Raw genomic sequence first — 16,143 nt, forward strand, 5'->3', positions numbered from 1 at the left:
ACCGCCCCGGCCTGAACCTCTACCCTCTGTCTATGCCTGTGTTCTACCCGCCTGTCAAACCCTGCCCGTGTGGTTCCGGCCGCAGTTACGCGAGTTGCTGTCAGCCTTTTCATACCGGGGCGCAATGGCCGGAAACACCGGAGAAGCTCATGCGTTCGCGGTACTCGGCCTATTTCCTTCAGGACACGGCTTATGTGCTGGAAACGTGCCACCCGGAGAAACGCCCGGCTGACCTGGATTTGAACGATGGGATCAGGTACACGGGCCTGACCATTCACGAGGCGGTGAGGGATGAGGTGGAGTTCTCGGTCACGTTGAAAACGCCGGACGGGCACACCCACCGCTTCCGGGAACGGAGCCGTTTCGAGCGGCTGGGTGGGCGTTGGGTGTACGTGGATGGCAACGTTAGTATCAGGTAAACACGATGTGACAATTACGTCATGATCGTTGCGTACACTGGGGTTACCAGCGCAATTGAATATCGCGGGCCGGGTGAAGTCCGCAGCGCCGAGGGCCGCCTGCAAAAGCAGCGGCTCTTCTTCTTGACCGTTTCAGATTCTGAAGCTGCCGGTCAACAATGCTGGGGGGATGTTCTAGACGCAGGGTAGCCAGCGAGAGGATTGAGCTGAACTGTACTTTGCATCCCCTCGCGCCATTTCTCGGGTGACAGGCATCAGGAGTCCTCTGGCCGCGCCCAGAGCGCTCTGAACGACGGCTCACCTACCACCCAGCGACTTCCTGGACACTGCCCTCTACGCCTGCGTCAAGCCATTCGCCGACGCTTGCCTTACCACACCGCGATGTGGCCGTCGGTGCGGCTCTCGGTGCCGCCTTCCAGTACGCCGGTCTCGGGGTCACGGCGAATCATCTGGCCGCGTCCGAAGCTGCCGGACTCCAGTTGCACGCTCACTTCGTGGCCCCTGGCCGCCAGTTCACGGGCGAGCTGGGCGCCCAGGTGGTGCTCGACTTCCACGCGCTTACCACTGAGCCACTGCCAGCGCGGGGCGTCCAGCGCCTGCTGCGGGTTCATGCCGTAGCGCACGGTGTTCAGCACCACCTGCAGGTGGCCCTGGGGCTGCATGAAGCCGCCCATCACGCCAAAGGGGCCAACCGGCGTGCCGTCCGCGCTGGTCAGGAACCCGGGAATAATGGTGTGGTAGGGGCGTTTGCCGGGTTTCAGGGCGTTGGGGTGCGCGGGGTCGAGGTGGAAGTTGTGGCCCCGGTTGTGAAGCCCGATACCGGTGCCGGGAATAACCACGCCGCTGCCGAAGCCCATGTAGTTGCTCTGGATGAAACTGACCATCTGGCCGCCCTCGTCGGCGGTACACAGGTACACCGTGCCGCCGGCACTGGGCGCGGTGGTGGCCGGGTCGTGCGCCGCGTCCGAGAGGTGCTGGCGGTGCGCCTGCGCGTTGGCGTCTGACAGCAGGTGCTCGACATCCACCGCGACGTGCCGGGGGTCGCCCACGGCGGTGTGCGCGTCGTGAAAGCCGCGCTTCATGGCCTCGATTTGCAGGTGCAGCCCGGCCGGGTCGTCGCGCCGCTCGGGCAGTTCCAGGCCGTTCAGGACATTTAAGGCAATCAGCGCGGCGATGCCCTGGCCGTTGGGTGGAATCTCGTAGAGGCGGTGACCGTCAAAGTCGGTGTAAATAGGCGTGACCCACTCGGTCTGGTGCGCGGCCAGGTCTTCCCCGCGCAGGAACCCGCCGGTGGCGCGGGCGTGCGCGTCGATCTGCTCGGCCAGCTCACCCTGGTAAAAGCTCTGGCCGTGACTGCGGGCAATGCTTTCCAGGGTGCGGGCGTGGCCTTCACTGCGCCACAGAGCGCCGGGGCGCGGCGTGAAGCCTTCAGGGGCGAAGGTGCGCAGCCACTCGTCCAGAATGGGCAACTTCAGGGCGCGGTAACTGCGGATGGCCCGCGCCCAGTTGGCCGCCAGCACCGGCGACAGCGGGAAGCCCTCGCGGGCGTATCGGATGGCGGGGGCCAGCACCTGCGCGAAATCCAGTTTCCCGAACCGGGCATGCAGATCTGCCCAGCCACGCACCGCGCCGGGCACGGTCACGGGCGTCCAGCCGTGCCGGGGCATCTCGCCGCCGGCCAGGGCGTCCAACGTCAGCCCGGCGGGCGCGGCCCCGCTGGCGTTCATACCGTGAACCTCGCCGCCGGCCCACACCAGCGCGAAGTTGTCCCCGCCGATGCCGTTGCTGGTCGGTTCGACCACGGTGAGCGCGGCGGCGGTGGCGATGGCGGCGTCCACGGCGTTGCCGCCCGCTTGCAGCACGCTCAGGCCCGCCTGCGCGGCCAGCGGTTGACTGGTCCCCACCATGCCCCGGCGGGCGTAGAGCGGGCGGCGCACCACGGGAAAGTCTGGATTGAAGGGCATGGCGCAGGCTAGCACCACCACGCAGCTGAAAAGCAGCGCGGGACGCGTTTGCGATGAGGGGCCTCATGTTCTGACCTGTGGAGTACAGTAGGCGCGTGCTGACCGCCTTCGCCGTTCTGATCAGTTTCACTGCCGTGCTGGCGTATCTCAACGAGCGCACCCTGAAGCTTCCGACCACGGTGGGCGTCACGCTGGCGGGCGCGTTGAGCAGTTTCGTGATGATCGTGCTGGATGCCACCGGCCTCACGCCGGGCGTGCGCGGCTGGGCCTCGCAACTGCTGGAGACCCTGAACTTCACCAACTTCGTCCTGAACGGCATCCTGAGTATCCTGCTGTTTGCCGGAGCGCTGAGCCTGGATGCCCGGCAGATGATGCGCCAGCGCACCAGCATCCTGACCCTGGCGGTGCTGAGTACCCTCATCAGCACGTTCATCATCGGGTTCGGCGCTTACGCGGTGTTCGGGCTGGTGGGCCTGAACGTGCCCCTGATGTGGTCGCTGCTGTTCGGGGCGCTGATTTCCCCGACCGACCCGGTGGCGGTGCTCGACCTGCTGAAACGCGCCCAGGTGCCCAAGAAAATAGAGACGCTGATTGCCGGGGAAAGCCTCTTCAACGATGGCGTGGGCGTGGTCGTGTTTCTGGTGCTGGCGGGCATGGCGGGCATCGGTGCCCACCACGGCGAGGCCAGCCTGGGCAGCGCGCTGACGCTGTTCGTGCGCGAGGCGCTGGGCGGCATGGCCTTTGGCGCCGTGCTGGGCGCGCTGGGGTACGCCATGCTCAGAAGCATCGAGCAGCGCGCGGTGGAGATACTGATCACGCTGGCGCTGGTGGTGGGCGGGTACGTGGCCGCCACCGCCCTGGGCATCAGTGGCCCGCTGGCGATGGTGGTGGCGGGCCTGGCGCTGTCCGCCGGCAAGCACGCCGCCATGAGCGACGAGAGCCGCGAACACATCGAAGGCTTCTGGGAAACGGTGGACGAGGTGCTGAACATCGTGCTGTTCGCCTTTATTGGCCTGGACGTGATGCTCACGCAACCCACTGCCCCTCAGCTGCTGGCCGCGGCCCTGCTGATCGGCGTGGCACTGGCCGCGCGCTGGGCCAGCGTGGCGCTGCCTATGCTGCTGCTGCGGGCCCGCGAGGGGTACGCCGCCTACACCGTGCGGCTCCTCACATGGGGCGGCCTGCGCGGCGGCATCGCCATCAGCCTGGGCCTGGGCCTACCGCCCAGCGAGTACCGCAGTACCCTGCTGACCGCCACCTACCTGATCGTGCTGTTCAGCATCGCCGCGCAGGGCCTGAGCATCATGCCCCTGGTGAAAAAAGCCGTGGACGCCGAGCAGCGGCGCTCGAACCTGAACTGAGGCCGTACAGGGGTGTCAACGGTAGGCACGCCGACCCGGTCAGTTGTATTGGGTTTTGTGCTCTTACTTCCCGGCACCGCCCACTGCACTTCGGGTAACGCTGTTGTTGGCGGTGACGCCGGTAATCAGGGCGTCGCGGATGCCGTTGGCGATGCCCAGGGCCAGGCGGTCGAGGTAATTGTCGTCCCTGAGGTTCAGGCCGTCGACGGGGTGGCTGGTGAAGCCCACCTCGATCAGCGCGGCGGGGATGCGGCTGTTGCGCAGCACGGCCAGCGAGCGGCTGCTCTTGAGGCCCTGGTCGAAGGCGGCGGTGGTCTGAATGGTGTTGCGTTGCAGCAGCGCGGCCAGGTTCTGCGAGAGGGGGTGGTTGGGGTTCCACCACGTCTCGATGCCGTACCCGCGCAGGACGTTGGCGGGGGCCATGGCGTTCACGTGAATGCTGACGTACAGTTGCGTGCCGGGGGTGCCCAGGCCAGCCCGCATGTTCAGGTCGGTGTTCTTGTCCCGGCTGAGTTGCGTGTCGCGGTCACGGGTCATCACGACATCCACGCCCGCGGCCTTCAGCAGGTCGCGCACGCGCAGGCCCACTGCCAGGTTCACCTCCTTCTCGACCACCGCGCCGACTGCGCCGGGGTCGATGCCGCCGTGACCGGGGTCGATCACCACGCGGGGTCGGGCGTAACTGGCGCTGAGGGCCAGGATGGCGGTGCCGCGCGCCGTGGGAATGGGTGGCACGCTGGCCACAATCTTCTCGCTCGGTTTCAGGGCGGTGGTGTCGGCCAGGGCCGGCGAGAGGTCGATGGCCAGGCGGTAACGGTCGCTGCCGCTCGCGGGGGGCAGCAGTTGAGAACGCCAGCCGCTGCGCACAGTGGTGGGGGCTGCGGTCAGCAGGCTCACGTGAACGCCGCCGCTGACGGCGTCGTAACGCCAGCCGCGCACTTCAGGCGACACGTCCGCTTCCATCTGGGCGGCGGGGCCGACCGTGACGCCGCTCAGTTCGACGCGCATCCCCAGCGCGGTGGGCACCAGGCGGTAACTGGCGCCGGCGGGCAGGTCAAGCACCACACGCGTCAAGCCGGGGTTCTTGCCGATGCGCGGGGCGCTGAGGGGCACGCTGGCACCAGCGTCGCCGGGCACACGGCCCGTCAGGGGGCTGGGCTTCTCGGAGTCTGCGCCGGGCAGGGCAGGTGCGGGCACCACTGGGCCGGTACGGATGGTGTCGCCGGGCGGCAGCCCCACGCCATTGCCGCCACTCGTGAGCGCTGTCTGTGCGCCCTTGACAGTGGCATGATTCACCGTTCCGGCACCCACGGCACCCGCCGCGCCCGAACCGACAGTACCGGGAAAAAGCCCGGCCCCCGCTGCGGCACTCGGGGATGTCGGCAGCGGGGCGCTGAGGGTGGCCTGGGCAGCGGTGGTGGTGGCTGGAGCAGCGGCCAGCACGCGGCCCTTGACGGTCGGCCCGGCCCCGCCGGAGAGCGTGCCACCGAATTCCAGAATCAGCACTCTGGTGCCGCCAGCAATGGTCGCCTCACTGGCCCGCCAGCCTTCGGTGGTGGAAAGCGGAAAGGGCGTCACCAGCGTGACCTGCCCGCCACCTGCACGGTATTCAGTCACGGTGGCCCCCAGGCGCGCCGTCACGGCGGGAATGACGCGCGCCCCCTGCACGTCGATGCGCAGGCCGCTGAAAGTCGGGGTCAGGGTGTACGTCAAAGGGCTGGCCGGCAGATCGAACACGATGCGGGTGGTGTTGCCGTCGGAACTGCTGCGCGGGTTCCCGAAGGCGGTGACAGGGCTGGCCGCGGAGGCGCTGGCCGGGGTGGCGGCGGCGGGCGGGGGCACGTTCAGCGTCGCGCCCGGTACGGTGACGGCGTTGCCGCTGCGGAGGGAGGGGGTGGCCTGCGGGGGTGCCCCGCGCTGGAAGGGGTCGGTCTGTGCGGCGGCCCAGGAACTGAGCAGCAGAGCTGATGAGAGCAGGGTGGCACGGGCCTTCATGGGTTTTATATTGGAACGCCGAACGTGAGAAAGCCACATTTCCCCTCATGATTAAAGGCTATTTCTCTGACTGACACGTCAGCCAAAAGGATGAGAAAATAAAGCGTCTCTTCAATCGAGCAGAGAACGACCCTTCTGAAACGCCAAAAACTGCGTCCGGCCTGTGGTCACCAGCCGCGCCACACGGCTCCATGTGACCTTTGCATGACATTTCAAAAAGCTAAAGGGCGTTCTCATCGAACAGTCGGGGCCGGCCTGGCAGTGACCTTCCGGGGGTAGCCTGACGTATGAGTCTCGAGTCCACCCTGGGCATGACCGTTCTGGAAGCGTCCCCCACCCTGACCCGCATCGCCATGACCGTCAACGAGGCGGGACTGAACATGCACGGCACCGCGCACGGCGGCGTGATCTTCAGCCTGGCCGACGAGGCGTTCGCGGTGATTTCCAACCAGGAAGCGCAGGCCGTCGCCGTGGAGACCCACATGAGTTTCTTCAAGGCCGCGAACATCGGGGATGAACTGGTGGCCGTGGCCGTGCCGGAACGGGTGGGACGAACCCTCGCTACCTACCGCGTGGATGTGCTGCGCGGCGACGAGAAAATCGCCCTGTTCCTGGGCACCGTCAGCAGGCGCGAGAAACCTGCGTAAAACCTCTAACGGTGCGCCTCCGCTGTAAAAGCTGCCCTCAGCCTTCTTCCAGTGGGTAAGTCCGGTAAGCCCGCACCGCCAGCCAGATCAGGTAACCGTAAAACGTGAATACCCCCAGAAACACCAGCCAGCCCGGAAAACTCCCGATGTCTGCCAGTTCCAGGGCCGCCGGGAACTCCAGTTTCCAGCCTTTCGGCATCTGCAAATCCAGCTTCGCAAACCAGGCCAGCAGCACCGCCGTGTAAATCCACAGGTAATTGCGCCCCAGCCGCCAGCCCATCGCGTCGTTGCGGCTCATGGGACTGCGCGGTTTACTCAACTCGGCCAGCAGCAACTGATGCCAGTTGGCGTCCACCTTATCGCCCAGCATGGCCGGGTAGAAAAACCGTTCCATGATCCGCACGCGGTGGTGCGCAATCTCGTAAGTGCGAAAACGCCGCGCTTCCAAACGCAGAAAAAAGTAGTTCATGAACATGGCGAACAGAAAGGTCGCGTGACTGTTGTTCACGTCCCCCAGCGCGAAACTCGCCAGGCCCGCGGTGGTCACCACCGACCAGTTGGTGGTCATGTCCAGCCGCTGACGGTAAGCCGTCATTTTCCCCACCTCGGCGCGGTACAGGTGAATCAGGGCATTCGCCTGGTTGGTGCTGTAACTGACTTCCGTGAGGCCTTCCGGGTGAACGGCCCCCTGTCCCCCACCCGCACCGGGCATCAGTTCCCCTCCTCCGTCATGAACACCAGGGTAACAGGTACGCGGGAAGCCGTGCGCGGTGCGCGGTTTCAAGTGCGTGGAAGTGGAAAGGGATCAGGTTAAATTCAGGTCTTTAGGGTGGTGGCTGGTCGGTGAGCTACTGGCGGAAGGAGACATCTTGCCGGAACTGGCCCGCATTCCAGAGTGTGAACTGCCGGAACTTGTCCGCCAGCATTGGCAATAACGAAAAAACCCCGCCACGTGGACGGGGTTCTTCTTTTCCCTTGGGTTACTTCGAGGCGTGAACCACGAGTTTCATGGGGATGGTCACTTCGGGGTGGGCGCGGTAGGCGATGTCGTACTCGCCGATTTCCTTGACGGTCTTGGGCATGTCGATGCGGCGCTTGTCCACGTCGAAGCCCAGTTTGTCGAGCGCACCCTGCACGTCAGCGTGCGTCACGGCACCGTAGATCTTGCCTTCGCCGGCGCGAACGCTGAGTTCCACGGCCACGCCGTTCAGGCGGCTGGACAGGTCTTCGGCGGTGGCCTTTTCCTGTGCCTGGCGCTTCTGGATGCTGCGCAGCTGGGCTTCCAGCGTCTTCATGTTGCTGCTGGTGGCGGCGGCGGCTTTGCCCTGGGGGATCAGCCAGTTGCGGGCGTACCCGTCCTTGACTTTCACCACTTCACCGGTCTTGCCGAGCTTGCCGGGTTCAAGAAGAATCACTTGCATGTCTCTTCTCCTTATTTCCTGACCAGTTTCTCGGTGTAGGGCAACAGGGCCATCTGACGCGCAATCTTGATGGTTTGCGCGATGCGGCGCTGGTGCTTGGCCGAGAGGCCGGTGCGGCGGCGAGGAAGGATTTTGCCCGTGTCGCTTACGAAGCGGCGGAGCATCTTCACGTCTTTGTAATCGGTAATTTCCAGTTCCCCGATGGAGAACGGATCAACCTTGGGCTTGCGGGGGCGCTTGGGGCCCTTCCCGCGCGGCTTACGGTCACTGTTGCCTTGCGTCATTTCAGTTCCTTGTGCCTGCCTTCACTCCTCAAGCGAGGAGGTTTAGAAAGGCAGGTCTTCTTCCTCGGGTGGGAAGTCGTCGAGACCCTGGTCAATGTCTAAGTTGCCCGAACGGTTCCCCGCGCTCCTGGCGGGAGCACTTGCCCTGGCGGCGGTGGCCGCCGGGCGCGCCGGACTGCTCGCGGTCTGCGTGCGAGGTGCGGCGGGGGAGGCAGCGTAGCCGGCGGTTGTGCCGGCAGCGGCGCCTCGGGCGAGACTTTCGACTCTCGTCGCTTCTACTTTGGTGCTGTTGCGCTTGTTGCCGTCTTTGTCCGTCCAGGATTCGTTCACGAGGCGCCCGACGACCATGATGGGGTCACCTTTGCGGACGCTCTGCATGCTTTCGGCCAGTTCACGCCACAGGGTCGCGTCGATCCAGTGGGTTTTTTCCTGGCGTTGTCCCTGGCGGTCATTCCACGTTTCGTTCACGGCCAGGCCGAGTCCGAGCACGGCGTCTCCGGCGGGCGTGTAACGCAGTTCGGGGTCACGGACGACGTTGCCAATCAGGACAACTTCGTTCATGCCGCTGCCCATGCGTACGCCGCCTCCGGCGTCTGACACGAGCTCCGGTTCGTAACCGAGCTGCTCCATGCGCAGCGCCTTGACGCGCACCATGCTGCGCTTGCCACCTTCCGGGGCTTCCCATTGGCTGTACTCCAGGCTACCTTCGACCATCACGGCGTCGCCGCCTTTCAGGTTGCGTTCCGCCTGCCACTCGGCGGGTTTGCCGAGAATGGAAACGCGGTGGTACCACGGGAGTTTGCGTTCGCGGCCGTCCGTGCCGATCAGGTGATCTTCGCCGGCCACGGTGGCTTCAAACACGGCGGTGCCGCTGGGGGTGTAACGCAGTTCGGGGTCACGGGCGAGTGCGCCGATCAGGAAAACGTGGTTCATGCCTCTGGCCATACTGGTACTTCTCCTTTGCTGTCGTAGCTAACTAGGTTGCTTTCGTTGCTTGCCGTGCGGCCTGTCGAGCAGGTTGACCAGACAGTAACAAGCCTGCGTTATTCTGTCAAGTACAGAAAAGACTCAGGCTTTCTTGGTCTTCCACTCCGGGCGGTCTTTGACCACCAGGACGCGGCGAACGTGGTCGCGCAGGCGCAGGCTGCTGGCAATGTCCTTCTCGGGGTTGCCGGCGGCCTTGATGGTGTAGAACAGAATGCGTCCCTCGCGGTCTTTACCAATGTGGTAAGCCAGGCGGGTGTTGCTTTCGCGGTCGTCCAGACCAACGATTTCTGCCCCGGTGTTCTTCAGGGTGTTCTCGATGTAATCCTTCTCGATCTGCACCTGCTCGGCGCTGAGGTTGGGGTTCAGGATCAGGTTCAAGTCGTACTGTTGCATGTTTCACCTCCTTGCAAAACGGCGTCGCATGTTCCGGGCGGGGGGTGACCTGGCCGGGGCAGCGCAATTGACCAGAGTAGCAGATCATGGCGCGGGGGGCCAGAGGTACGGCGGGTGTTACGCTGTCTCATGCGACTTGCGAGTGTGGTGGCCCTGCTGACGTTGTCAGTCGCTGGCGCAGTCTCCCCTGTTGCTTTGCCTGTGCCGGAGATTCAAAACCCGGTGGCTTTGACAGCGGTAGCGCACGTGAACGGGCAGGTGCGGCTGGCCTGGACGGAGAAAACTACAAATTTCCAGCTTCATGCCGCTGTGCTGAGCAAAAACGGCTGGGAGCGCCTCGGCGGCGTGCTGAACGAAGACCCGACCTTCAACGCCCTGCAACTGATGTCCTGCACTGGCCCGGACGGGCGCTGGTGGCTGGGCTGGGCCGAGGACGCCGGGATCGCGCACGTGGACTCCTGGCTCATGCGCGTGTGGGATGGTCAATCTTGGCAGGCGAAAGTCAGCGCCGTGCGCCGCAACCTGAGCGACGCGGGCCGCTCGCGTTCCTTCGACGTGATGAAAAATGGCGTCCCCACCTTGCTGTGGACGGATCTGGCGGTGCCGGGCGCGTGGGCCGCCTCAGTGCGCCCGCTGCGCTGGGATGGGAAGACGTGGCTGCCGGACGCGGTGCTGAGCGACATCAAGTTTGCAGGGTTCGCCCCGGACGTGCGGGTGGGGCCGGGCGGGTTGCGAACTGTGGTTTTCCTGGAAGGCAATTACGCCAGCATGAATGTCGTAGTCATGCGTGAAACCCTTCCCGACCGCTGGGAACGCCTGAGACCGCCTCTGAACCGCACGCCTGGTTCATTCACCACACAACCTCGCCTGAACCTGACGCCTTTCGGTCAACCTGTAGTGGCCTGGATCGAGAGTAGGGACGACGATCCAGACCGTGTTTTCGTGAGTCGCTTGAACGGGAGGGCGTGGCAGCGGCTGGGTGGTGCCTTAAGTGCCGGGAACGAGATGGCCGAGACGCTGGCCCTGGCGCTGGGACACGACGGTCAACCGCGGGCGGCATGGCTAGCGGACGGCAAGCTCCGCGCCGCGCAGTGGACGGGAAGCCATTGGGAGGCGCTGACACTTCCCGGAACACGGAACGTTACGGGCGTGAGCCTCAGCGAGGACGGTGAGTTTCTGGCCGCCAGCGTGAACGGCAAACTTCACTTGTGGAACTGGCCGTAAGCGGACTCAGTACCTTCTGGTGAGCGCCTGTCCATCTGGCCCCATGGTCTCGGCGGCCCCGCCGTCCACGCTGACTTTCACGGCCCCGGCGTTTCCGGCGCGCAGGGTGGTGCCGTTGGGGAAAGTGCGGGTGGTGCCGGCACCCAGGATACCTTCGTACAGCACGTTGCCGTCCGGCGCGGTGGCCCGCAGCCACGACGCGCCGCTCAGGGAAACGGTCACGCCCTTGACCGGAGCAGGCGGGGCCTTGGGAACGGGCACCGGCAGGGATTCCTGCACCTGCCCGGTACTGGCGTCCGTCATGATGCTGGCCCCCATGTTGAGGGGCATCAGGCGCACCTTCAGGTGCCGGCCCTGGCGCAGATCAATGTTCTGCTTGAAGGGCATGCGCCCACCGTACTCGACTCGCAGCACCGCGCCCTGGCGGGCCTCGGTGGGAAACGAGCGAATGGGGGCGCGACCCAGCTCACGGTTATCCAGAAAGACTTTTGCGCCCCCCGGCAGGCTCTCGACCGTCAGGTTCACGTTCACGGGCGCGATGGGTTCCTCCACCTCGACAGGCACTTTGGCAGTCGTTTTAGGAGCGCGGGACTGCCAGAACGAGTAGGCGGCCGCCCCACCGATCAGCAGGACAGCCAGCAGAGTGGGCAGGGCCGCCCCGCAACCGCGCCGGGCGGGTTCCGTCGTTTGCAGGTAAGAGCGCTGCACCGGAGGCGCATTGTCCGGGTACAGGGCCTCCAGATCGGCCAGCAGCGGCGCGGGGTCGAGGGCCAGGTCGCGGGCATAGGTGGTGATGTACGAGCGCACCAGCGCGCGCTCCGGCAGGGCGCCCAGTTCCTCGGCCTCGATGGCCCGCAGGTACTCGCTGCGAATTCTGGTGCGGGCCGCCACATCGGCCAGGTCGTGGCCCTGGGCCTCACGCGCCTGTTGGAGGGCAGCACCGAACGTCATACGCGTCACTTTAATGCATGTAGGGCACAAGCGTGGAAAAGGTGATTTTAGCCATGCTCCACGCCCTGCTTTCCACCATCCCGTACACTGCCCTATGCCGCCGCAAATTGTGATCGTGCCGGGCCTGGGAGACAGTGGGCCGGAGCACTGGCAGACGCTCTGGGAGCAGAAATACGGGGCCGCCCGCGTGAGGCAGGACGACCCGGAGAACCCCACGCCGGCCGCCTGGGCAGAACGTCTGAATGAGGTCATCGAGGCCACGCCGGGCGAGCTGGTGCTGGTGGCCCATTCTTGCGGCGTTCCGACGGTGGTGCACTGGGCTCGGTTCTACGGCGCTAATGAACGGGTGAAAGGGGCCTTGCTGGTCGCTCCGCCCGATATGGATCACCCCAATCTGCATCAGCAACATCCCGCTGCGGCCCAGATGGCTCCGGTGCCCCTGTCTCCCCTGCCGTTCCCGGCCCTGGTGGTGGCCAGCGAGAACGACCCCTACGCCAGCCTGGACCGGGCACAGCAGTTTGCGCGGGCCTGGGACGCCGAATTTATCTCGGCAGGCGAGGCCGGGCACATTAACATTGCCAGTGGGCACGGCGACTGGCCCGACGGTGAAGTTCTGCTCTCCGAAGCCCTGCACGCCTGGACACCGCCCGACATCGTCCGGATTTAGCGCAGACAGTCAACAGCGGGCAGAAAACGCAGAGGATGACGGCAACACGCCAGCCCCTCATTTTTTCTACGGCCTCCCAGCCAAAAAAGCAGAGGGCGAGAGTGAACAGCTCTCGCCCGTCTGCGCTGCGGTGTTCAGTTCGCGGCGACGCTGGCCCCGGCGTGCTTGTCGAGCAGGGCCTCGAAGGCGCGCTTGGGCTGTGCACCGACCAGGGTGTCGACGGGCTGGCCGTCCTTGAAAAGAATCAGGGTGGGAATGCTCATGACGCGGAACTGTCCGGCGGTGGCGGGGTTGTCGTCGACATTCACCTTGCCTACCTTGACGCGCCCCTCGTACTGACCGGCGAGTTCCTCGACGACTGGCGCGATGATGCGGCAGGGGCCACACCAGGGAGCCCAGAAGTCCACCAGGGTCAACCCCTCGGAAATTTCGTTGCTGAAGTTGCTGTCCGTAAGCTCAACGGGTTTCATGCCCGGCAGTATACGTCCCCCTGGTATGGTTGCGCGTTAGGTCCGGGGTGGGGTTTCCCTCATTGAGTGCTTACCTGATGAGCAGCGTGCTCACGCCCGTTAAGCTGCGCTTATGCGGTCGGATTTGCAGGAGGGCGCGGCCCTGTTCAACGCGGGCTTGTGGTGGGAGGCCCACGAGGCCTGGGAGGGGCCGTGGATGAGCGCCCGGGGCCAGGAGCGGCAGTTCATTCAGGGCCTGATTCTGCTGGCGGCGGCCCTGCACAAGCGCTGGCACCATGGCAGCCTGACTTCCCGCAATTTCGAGAAGGCCCTGACGAAACTCGCAGACGTGCCGGAGGTGTATGGGGGCATAAATGTCGCCCGGCTCCGCGAGGAGGTTCGCCTGGCCCTGAACACCGAGGGAATGCACCCCCAGATTCCTCTGCCGTCAGCCTGAGCGGCGCCTGAGCTGTGCCCGCCGGAGGGTGCGCTATCCTACGCGGCAGTCATGAGCGAACGTCAACCTCTGGTCTCGCTGGGTGATCTCACCTGGGACGTCCTGGCGAAACCCGACACCATGCTGCTGCCCGGCGGGGACACCACCGGCCGAATGGAACTTTCCGGCGGCGGCAGTGCCGCGAACCTGGCGGTGTGGGCGCGGCGCGTGGGCCACCCGTCGACTTTTGTGGGCAAGATCGGCCAGGACCGTTTCGGTGACCTGGCCGTGCAGGAACTGGAGGCCGAGGACGTGCAGGCCGAGGTGATCGCCACCCGGGCGCACCTGACGGGCGTGATTCTGGCCCTGATCGACCGCCGGGGCCAGCGGGCCATGCTGACCGGACAGGGCGCGGACTGGGAGTTGCTGCCCGAGGAGCTGCCGGTGAAAGTACTGGAAGGCGCGGGGCACCTGCACCTGACTGCCTGGAGCCTCTTTCGTGACCCGCCCCGCGCGGCGGCGCTGGCGGCGGCCAGGCTGGCCAAGGCGGCGGGCGCGACCCTCAGCCTCGATCCGGGGAGTTTCCAGATGATTCAGCAGATGGGTGTCGACAGCTTTCTCAATGTTGTGGATGGTATTCCTTTTGACGTGATGTTCCCCAACGACGACGAAGCCCGCGCCATGAGCGGTGAACACCAGCACGACAGGGCGCTGGACTGGCTGCGGGAGCGTTACCCGCAGGCGCTGGTGGTGCTGAAAATGGACGAGGACGGCGCCCTGATCGAGGGGCCGCAGACGCCGCGCGTACACGTACCCGCCACGGATGACCAGCTGGTGGACGCCACGGGCGCGGGCGACGCCTTCGGCGGGGCGTTCCTGGCCGGGTGGCTCAGGCACCGTGACGCGCAAAAGGCCGCGCAGGTGGCGGTGCAGGTGGGGGGCTGGGTGGTGTCGCGCTTCGGTGCCCGACCGCCCGCCGACGACGAACTCACGCGCCGCCTGACCTTGCAGGCGGTGAGCGCGTGACGCGCCTGCAAGGGGGCGGCCTGCCCACCTGGCTCAAGGTGCTGCTGGCCCTGCTGGTGCTGGCCCTGCTGGCGGTGCTGGGCGCGGCCATGTACGTGAAAAGCCTGTTCGGCCCGGCGGGCGGCGGAACTTACGAACTGGAGATCAAACCCGGCGAAACGCCCGGCACCATTGCCCGCAAACTGGAAGAAAACCGCATCGTGAAAAACGCGCGCGTGCTGCGCTACGTCATGGATCAGAACGGCACCGCCAGCAAGCTGAAGGAAGGGTTCTATGACCTCAACGGCAAGATGAGCGTGAATCAGGTGGCGGACAAACTGGCTGGCCCCGCCCGCATTCAGGTGGTCAACGTGACTATCCCCGAAGGCCGGCGTATCAAAGACCTGCCGGCCATCTTCCAGGCAGCCGGCTTTAATGGCGCGCAGATTGCCGCCGCACTGAAGGACACCAGCCTCAGCACGTACGCCAGCGGCAAGCAACCCGACCTGGAAGGCTTCGTGTTCCCCGCCACCTACGAATTCCGGCCCAAGGACAGCGCCAGTACCATGGTGAAAAAGATGGTAGAGCGCATGGATCAGGAATTCACGCCCGCCAACGTCGCCAAAGCCAAAGCGCAGGGCCTCAGCGTGCGCGGCTGGGTGATCCTGGCCAGCATGGTGCAGGCCGAAGCTGCCAATGACGGCGAAATGCCCGTCATTGCCGGGGTGTTCCTGAACCGCCTGGATGAGGGCATTGCGCTGGGCAGCGACCCCACCGTCGCCTACGGTCTGAACAAAGACCTGCCGGAACTTGACCGGAGCGCCGGGGACTTTACCAAGGACACGCCCTACAGCACCTACACCCGCCAGGGGCTGCCCGCCGGGCCGATCAACAACCCCGGCAACCCCGCTTTAATGGCTGTCCTCGATCCCAAGCGCAAAATGAACGACGGGCGCGACGCCCTGTACTTCCTGCACGCCAGAGACGGCAAAATCTACGTGAACCACACCTACGCCGAGCACCTGCAGGACAACGAGCGCCACCGCTGAGAAAACCGGAGCGGGTGGTGAGAAGAGGAAGTTTTCCCCTTTCTCACCACCCGCTCCTTTATCCCACTATTACTGGAATTTACTCAGATCGAAGGTGACGCTGTACGCGCAGGGGTTATCGCCGTTCTCGTTGCGAATCAGGAATTCCGCCTTGTCGCTGGCGCCGATGCCCGCTTCCAGCGGTTTGAAGTAGTACACCAGTGTGCCTTGCAATGGCCCTTTGGCCGGCGCGGGCGCCGCAGCTGCCGGGGCGGTCTTGTCGGCGGGGGCAGGAGCACTTTGCGGAGCCGCAGCGTCCAGCGGTTTCCAGTCGTTCACGTAGCTTTTGCGGGTCGGCGCGATCATTTTTCCGCCTGGGCCTCTAAGGCGCACCATGTAGGCGTCGCGGGCCTTCTCGCTGGGCAGGCCGCGCACGTTCACGTCCACGCGCAGTTCGCCGTCGGCAATTCGTTTGCCGGCCAATTCCGCGCCCAGGGCGTCCGGCACGGTCAGGTTCCTGAAGCTGTCGCGGGCGTCCTGCGCCTGGAAGTACAGCTGGTCGGCCTGCCCGCTGACGGTGATGGTGCCGACCCGGCTGCCCCTGACGTAGTCGGCCGGCTTGGCGATCCAGTCGGCCACGCAGGCGTCCCCACCGTCGAAGGCCTTCACCAGACCGTCCCCGGCGGCGAACTTGCCATCTTTGACGTTCAGGTCGAGGGTCAGGTACGTGGCCACGGTATCACGGCGTCCGTAAGCGCCGTCGATGACGTTGCGGGCCGTGGTTTCCTCCAGTTTCGGCACCCACGCCAGGGCCGGGGCGGAACAGAGGACGGTCAGGGTCAGGAGCAGGAGTTTCGGGAGTCCGGGTTTACGCATGTTGAACCTCATTTCAAACGGTGTCAGTGACGAGAA

18 protein-coding genes are annotated in these 16,143 nt (G+C 65.3%); 8 read left to right on the forward strand and 10 right to left on the reverse strand.

Annotation, left to right across the window (positions count from 1 at the left end; all coding sequences use genetic code 11):
• Positions 1–32: 32 nt before the first annotated feature.
• Complete coding sequence (locus tag E5Z01_RS09370; protein WP_135229118.1) at positions 33–419, forward strand: YchJ family protein; 387 nt, start codon at positions 33–35, stop codon at positions 417–419.
• Between the two features lie 368 nt (positions 420–787).
• On the opposite strand, the gene E5Z01_RS09375 is transcribed toward E5Z01_RS09370, so the two are convergent.
• Positions 788–2,383, reverse strand: a complete 1,596-nt coding sequence (locus E5Z01_RS09375) for a gamma-glutamyltransferase family protein (protein ID WP_135229119.1) — start codon at positions 2,381–2,383, stop codon at positions 788–790.
• Between the two features lie 95 nt (positions 2,384–2,478).
• Between E5Z01_RS09375 and E5Z01_RS09380 the strand changes: the two genes are divergently transcribed.
• The gene (locus E5Z01_RS09380; RefSeq protein ID WP_135229120.1) at positions 2,479–3,744 is read left to right on the forward strand and encodes a cation:proton antiporter; all 1,266 of its coding nucleotides are present in this window, start codon (positions 2,479–2,481) and stop codon (positions 3,742–3,744) included.
• A 63-nt stretch (positions 3,745–3,807) separates the two neighbouring features.
• Here the strand turns inward: E5Z01_RS09380 and E5Z01_RS09385 are convergent, their stop codons facing one another.
• Positions 3,808–5,739, reverse strand: a complete 1,932-nt coding sequence (locus E5Z01_RS09385; protein WP_135229121.1) for an N-acetylmuramoyl-L-alanine amidase — start codon at positions 5,737–5,739, stop codon at positions 3,808–3,810.
• 287 nt (positions 5,740–6,026) lie between these two features.
• Here E5Z01_RS09385 and paaI point away from each other — a divergent pair, with 287 nt between their 5' ends.
• Entirely contained in the window at positions 6,027–6,386 is a 360-nt protein-coding gene (gene paaI / locus E5Z01_RS09390) for a hydroxyphenylacetyl-CoA thioesterase PaaI (protein ID WP_135229122.1), read from the forward strand.
• A gap of 37 nt (positions 6,387–6,423) precedes the next feature.
• On the opposite strand, the gene E5Z01_RS09395 is transcribed toward paaI, so the two are convergent.
• The 5 genes from E5Z01_RS09395 to E5Z01_RS09415 all read right to left on the reverse strand — a co-directional run bounded on the left by E5Z01_RS09395 (position 6,424) and on the right by E5Z01_RS09415 (position 9,471).
• A complete protein-coding gene (locus E5Z01_RS09395) occupies positions 6,424–7,098 on the reverse strand; it encodes a DUF2270 domain-containing protein (RefSeq protein WP_135229123.1) in 675 nt (224 codons plus the stop codon).
• Positions 7,099–7,366: 268 nt separating this feature from the next.
• Positions 7,367–7,807: a 50S ribosomal protein L9 gene (rplI, locus tag E5Z01_RS09400; protein WP_135229124.1), complete on the reverse strand. Its 441-nt coding sequence runs from the start codon at positions 7,805–7,807 to the stop codon at positions 7,367–7,369.
• Between the two features lie 11 nt (positions 7,808–7,818).
• On the reverse strand, positions 7,819–8,091 hold the full coding sequence (rpsR, locus tag E5Z01_RS09405) for a 30S ribosomal protein S18 (protein WP_119765401.1): 273 nt from the start codon (positions 8,089–8,091) through the stop codon (positions 7,819–7,821).
• 42 nt (positions 8,092–8,133) lie between these two features.
• Positions 8,134–9,036 (reverse strand): single-stranded DNA-binding protein, encoded by a 903-nt coding sequence (locus E5Z01_RS09410; protein WP_135229125.1) that lies wholly within the window; start codon positions 9,034–9,036, stop codon positions 8,134–8,136.
• A 123-nt stretch (positions 9,037–9,159) separates the two neighbouring features.
• A complete protein-coding gene (locus tag E5Z01_RS09415; protein ID WP_135229126.1) occupies positions 9,160–9,471 on the reverse strand; it encodes a 30S ribosomal protein S6 in 312 nt (103 codons plus the stop codon).
• A 129-nt stretch (positions 9,472–9,600) separates the two neighbouring features.
• On the opposite strand from E5Z01_RS09415, the gene E5Z01_RS09420 reads away from it, so the two are divergent.
• Positions 9,601–10,695 carry a WD40 repeat domain-containing protein gene (locus E5Z01_RS09420; RefSeq protein ID WP_135229127.1) on the forward strand — a complete coding sequence of 365 codons (1,095 nt, stop codon included), beginning with the start codon at positions 9,601–9,603 and terminating at the stop codon, positions 10,693–10,695.
• Positions 10,696–10,701: 6 nt separating this feature from the next.
• Here E5Z01_RS09420 and E5Z01_RS09425 read toward each other — a convergent pair whose 3' ends face one another.
• Positions 10,702–11,646 (reverse strand): RodZ domain-containing protein, encoded by a 945-nt coding sequence (locus E5Z01_RS09425; protein ID WP_135229128.1) that lies wholly within the window; start codon positions 11,644–11,646, stop codon positions 10,702–10,704.
• 94 nt (positions 11,647–11,740) lie between these two features.
• Here E5Z01_RS09425 and E5Z01_RS09430 point away from each other — a divergent pair, with 94 nt between their 5' ends.
• Positions 11,741–12,313, forward strand: coding sequence for an RBBP9/YdeN family alpha/beta hydrolase (locus E5Z01_RS09430; protein WP_135229129.1), 573 nt, complete (start codon positions 11,741–11,743; stop codon positions 12,311–12,313).
• 134 nt (positions 12,314–12,447) lie between these two features.
• Here E5Z01_RS09430 and trxA read toward each other — a convergent pair whose 3' ends face one another.
• Positions 12,448–12,783, reverse strand: coding sequence for a thioredoxin (trxA, locus tag E5Z01_RS09435; RefSeq protein ID WP_135229130.1), 336 nt, complete (start codon positions 12,781–12,783; stop codon positions 12,448–12,450).
• 112 nt (positions 12,784–12,895) lie between these two features.
• Between trxA and E5Z01_RS09440 the strand changes: the two genes are divergently transcribed.
• From E5Z01_RS09440 to mltG, 3 genes are read left to right on the forward strand one after another with little or no spacing between them, the layout of a single operon-like run.
• Complete coding sequence (locus E5Z01_RS09440; RefSeq protein WP_135229131.1) at positions 12,896–13,219, forward strand: DUF309 domain-containing protein; 324 nt, start codon at positions 12,896–12,898, stop codon at positions 13,217–13,219.
• A 51-nt stretch (positions 13,220–13,270) separates the two neighbouring features.
• Positions 13,271–14,224: a carbohydrate kinase family protein gene (locus E5Z01_RS09445; RefSeq protein ID WP_135229132.1), complete on the forward strand. Its 954-nt coding sequence runs from the start codon at positions 13,271–13,273 to the stop codon at positions 14,222–14,224.
• The gene (gene mltG, locus E5Z01_RS09450) at positions 14,221–15,252 is read left to right on the forward strand and encodes an endolytic transglycosylase MltG (RefSeq protein WP_135229133.1); all 1,032 of its coding nucleotides are present in this window, start codon (positions 14,221–14,223) and stop codon (positions 15,250–15,252) included. The genes E5Z01_RS09445 and mltG overlap by 4 nt, the downstream gene beginning before the upstream one ends.
• Before the next feature lie 69 nt (positions 15,253–15,321).
• Here the strand turns inward: mltG and E5Z01_RS09455 are convergent, their stop codons facing one another.
• Positions 15,322–16,107, reverse strand: a complete 786-nt coding sequence (locus E5Z01_RS09455; protein WP_135229134.1) for a hypothetical protein — start codon at positions 16,105–16,107, stop codon at positions 15,322–15,324.
• Positions 16,108–16,143 lie beyond the last annotated feature (36 nt).

Origin of the sequence: Deinococcus fonticola (assembly GCF_004634215.1) — a bacterium.
Classification (GTDB): Bacteria; Deinococcota; Deinococci; order Deinococcales; family Deinococcaceae; genus Deinococcus; species Deinococcus fonticola.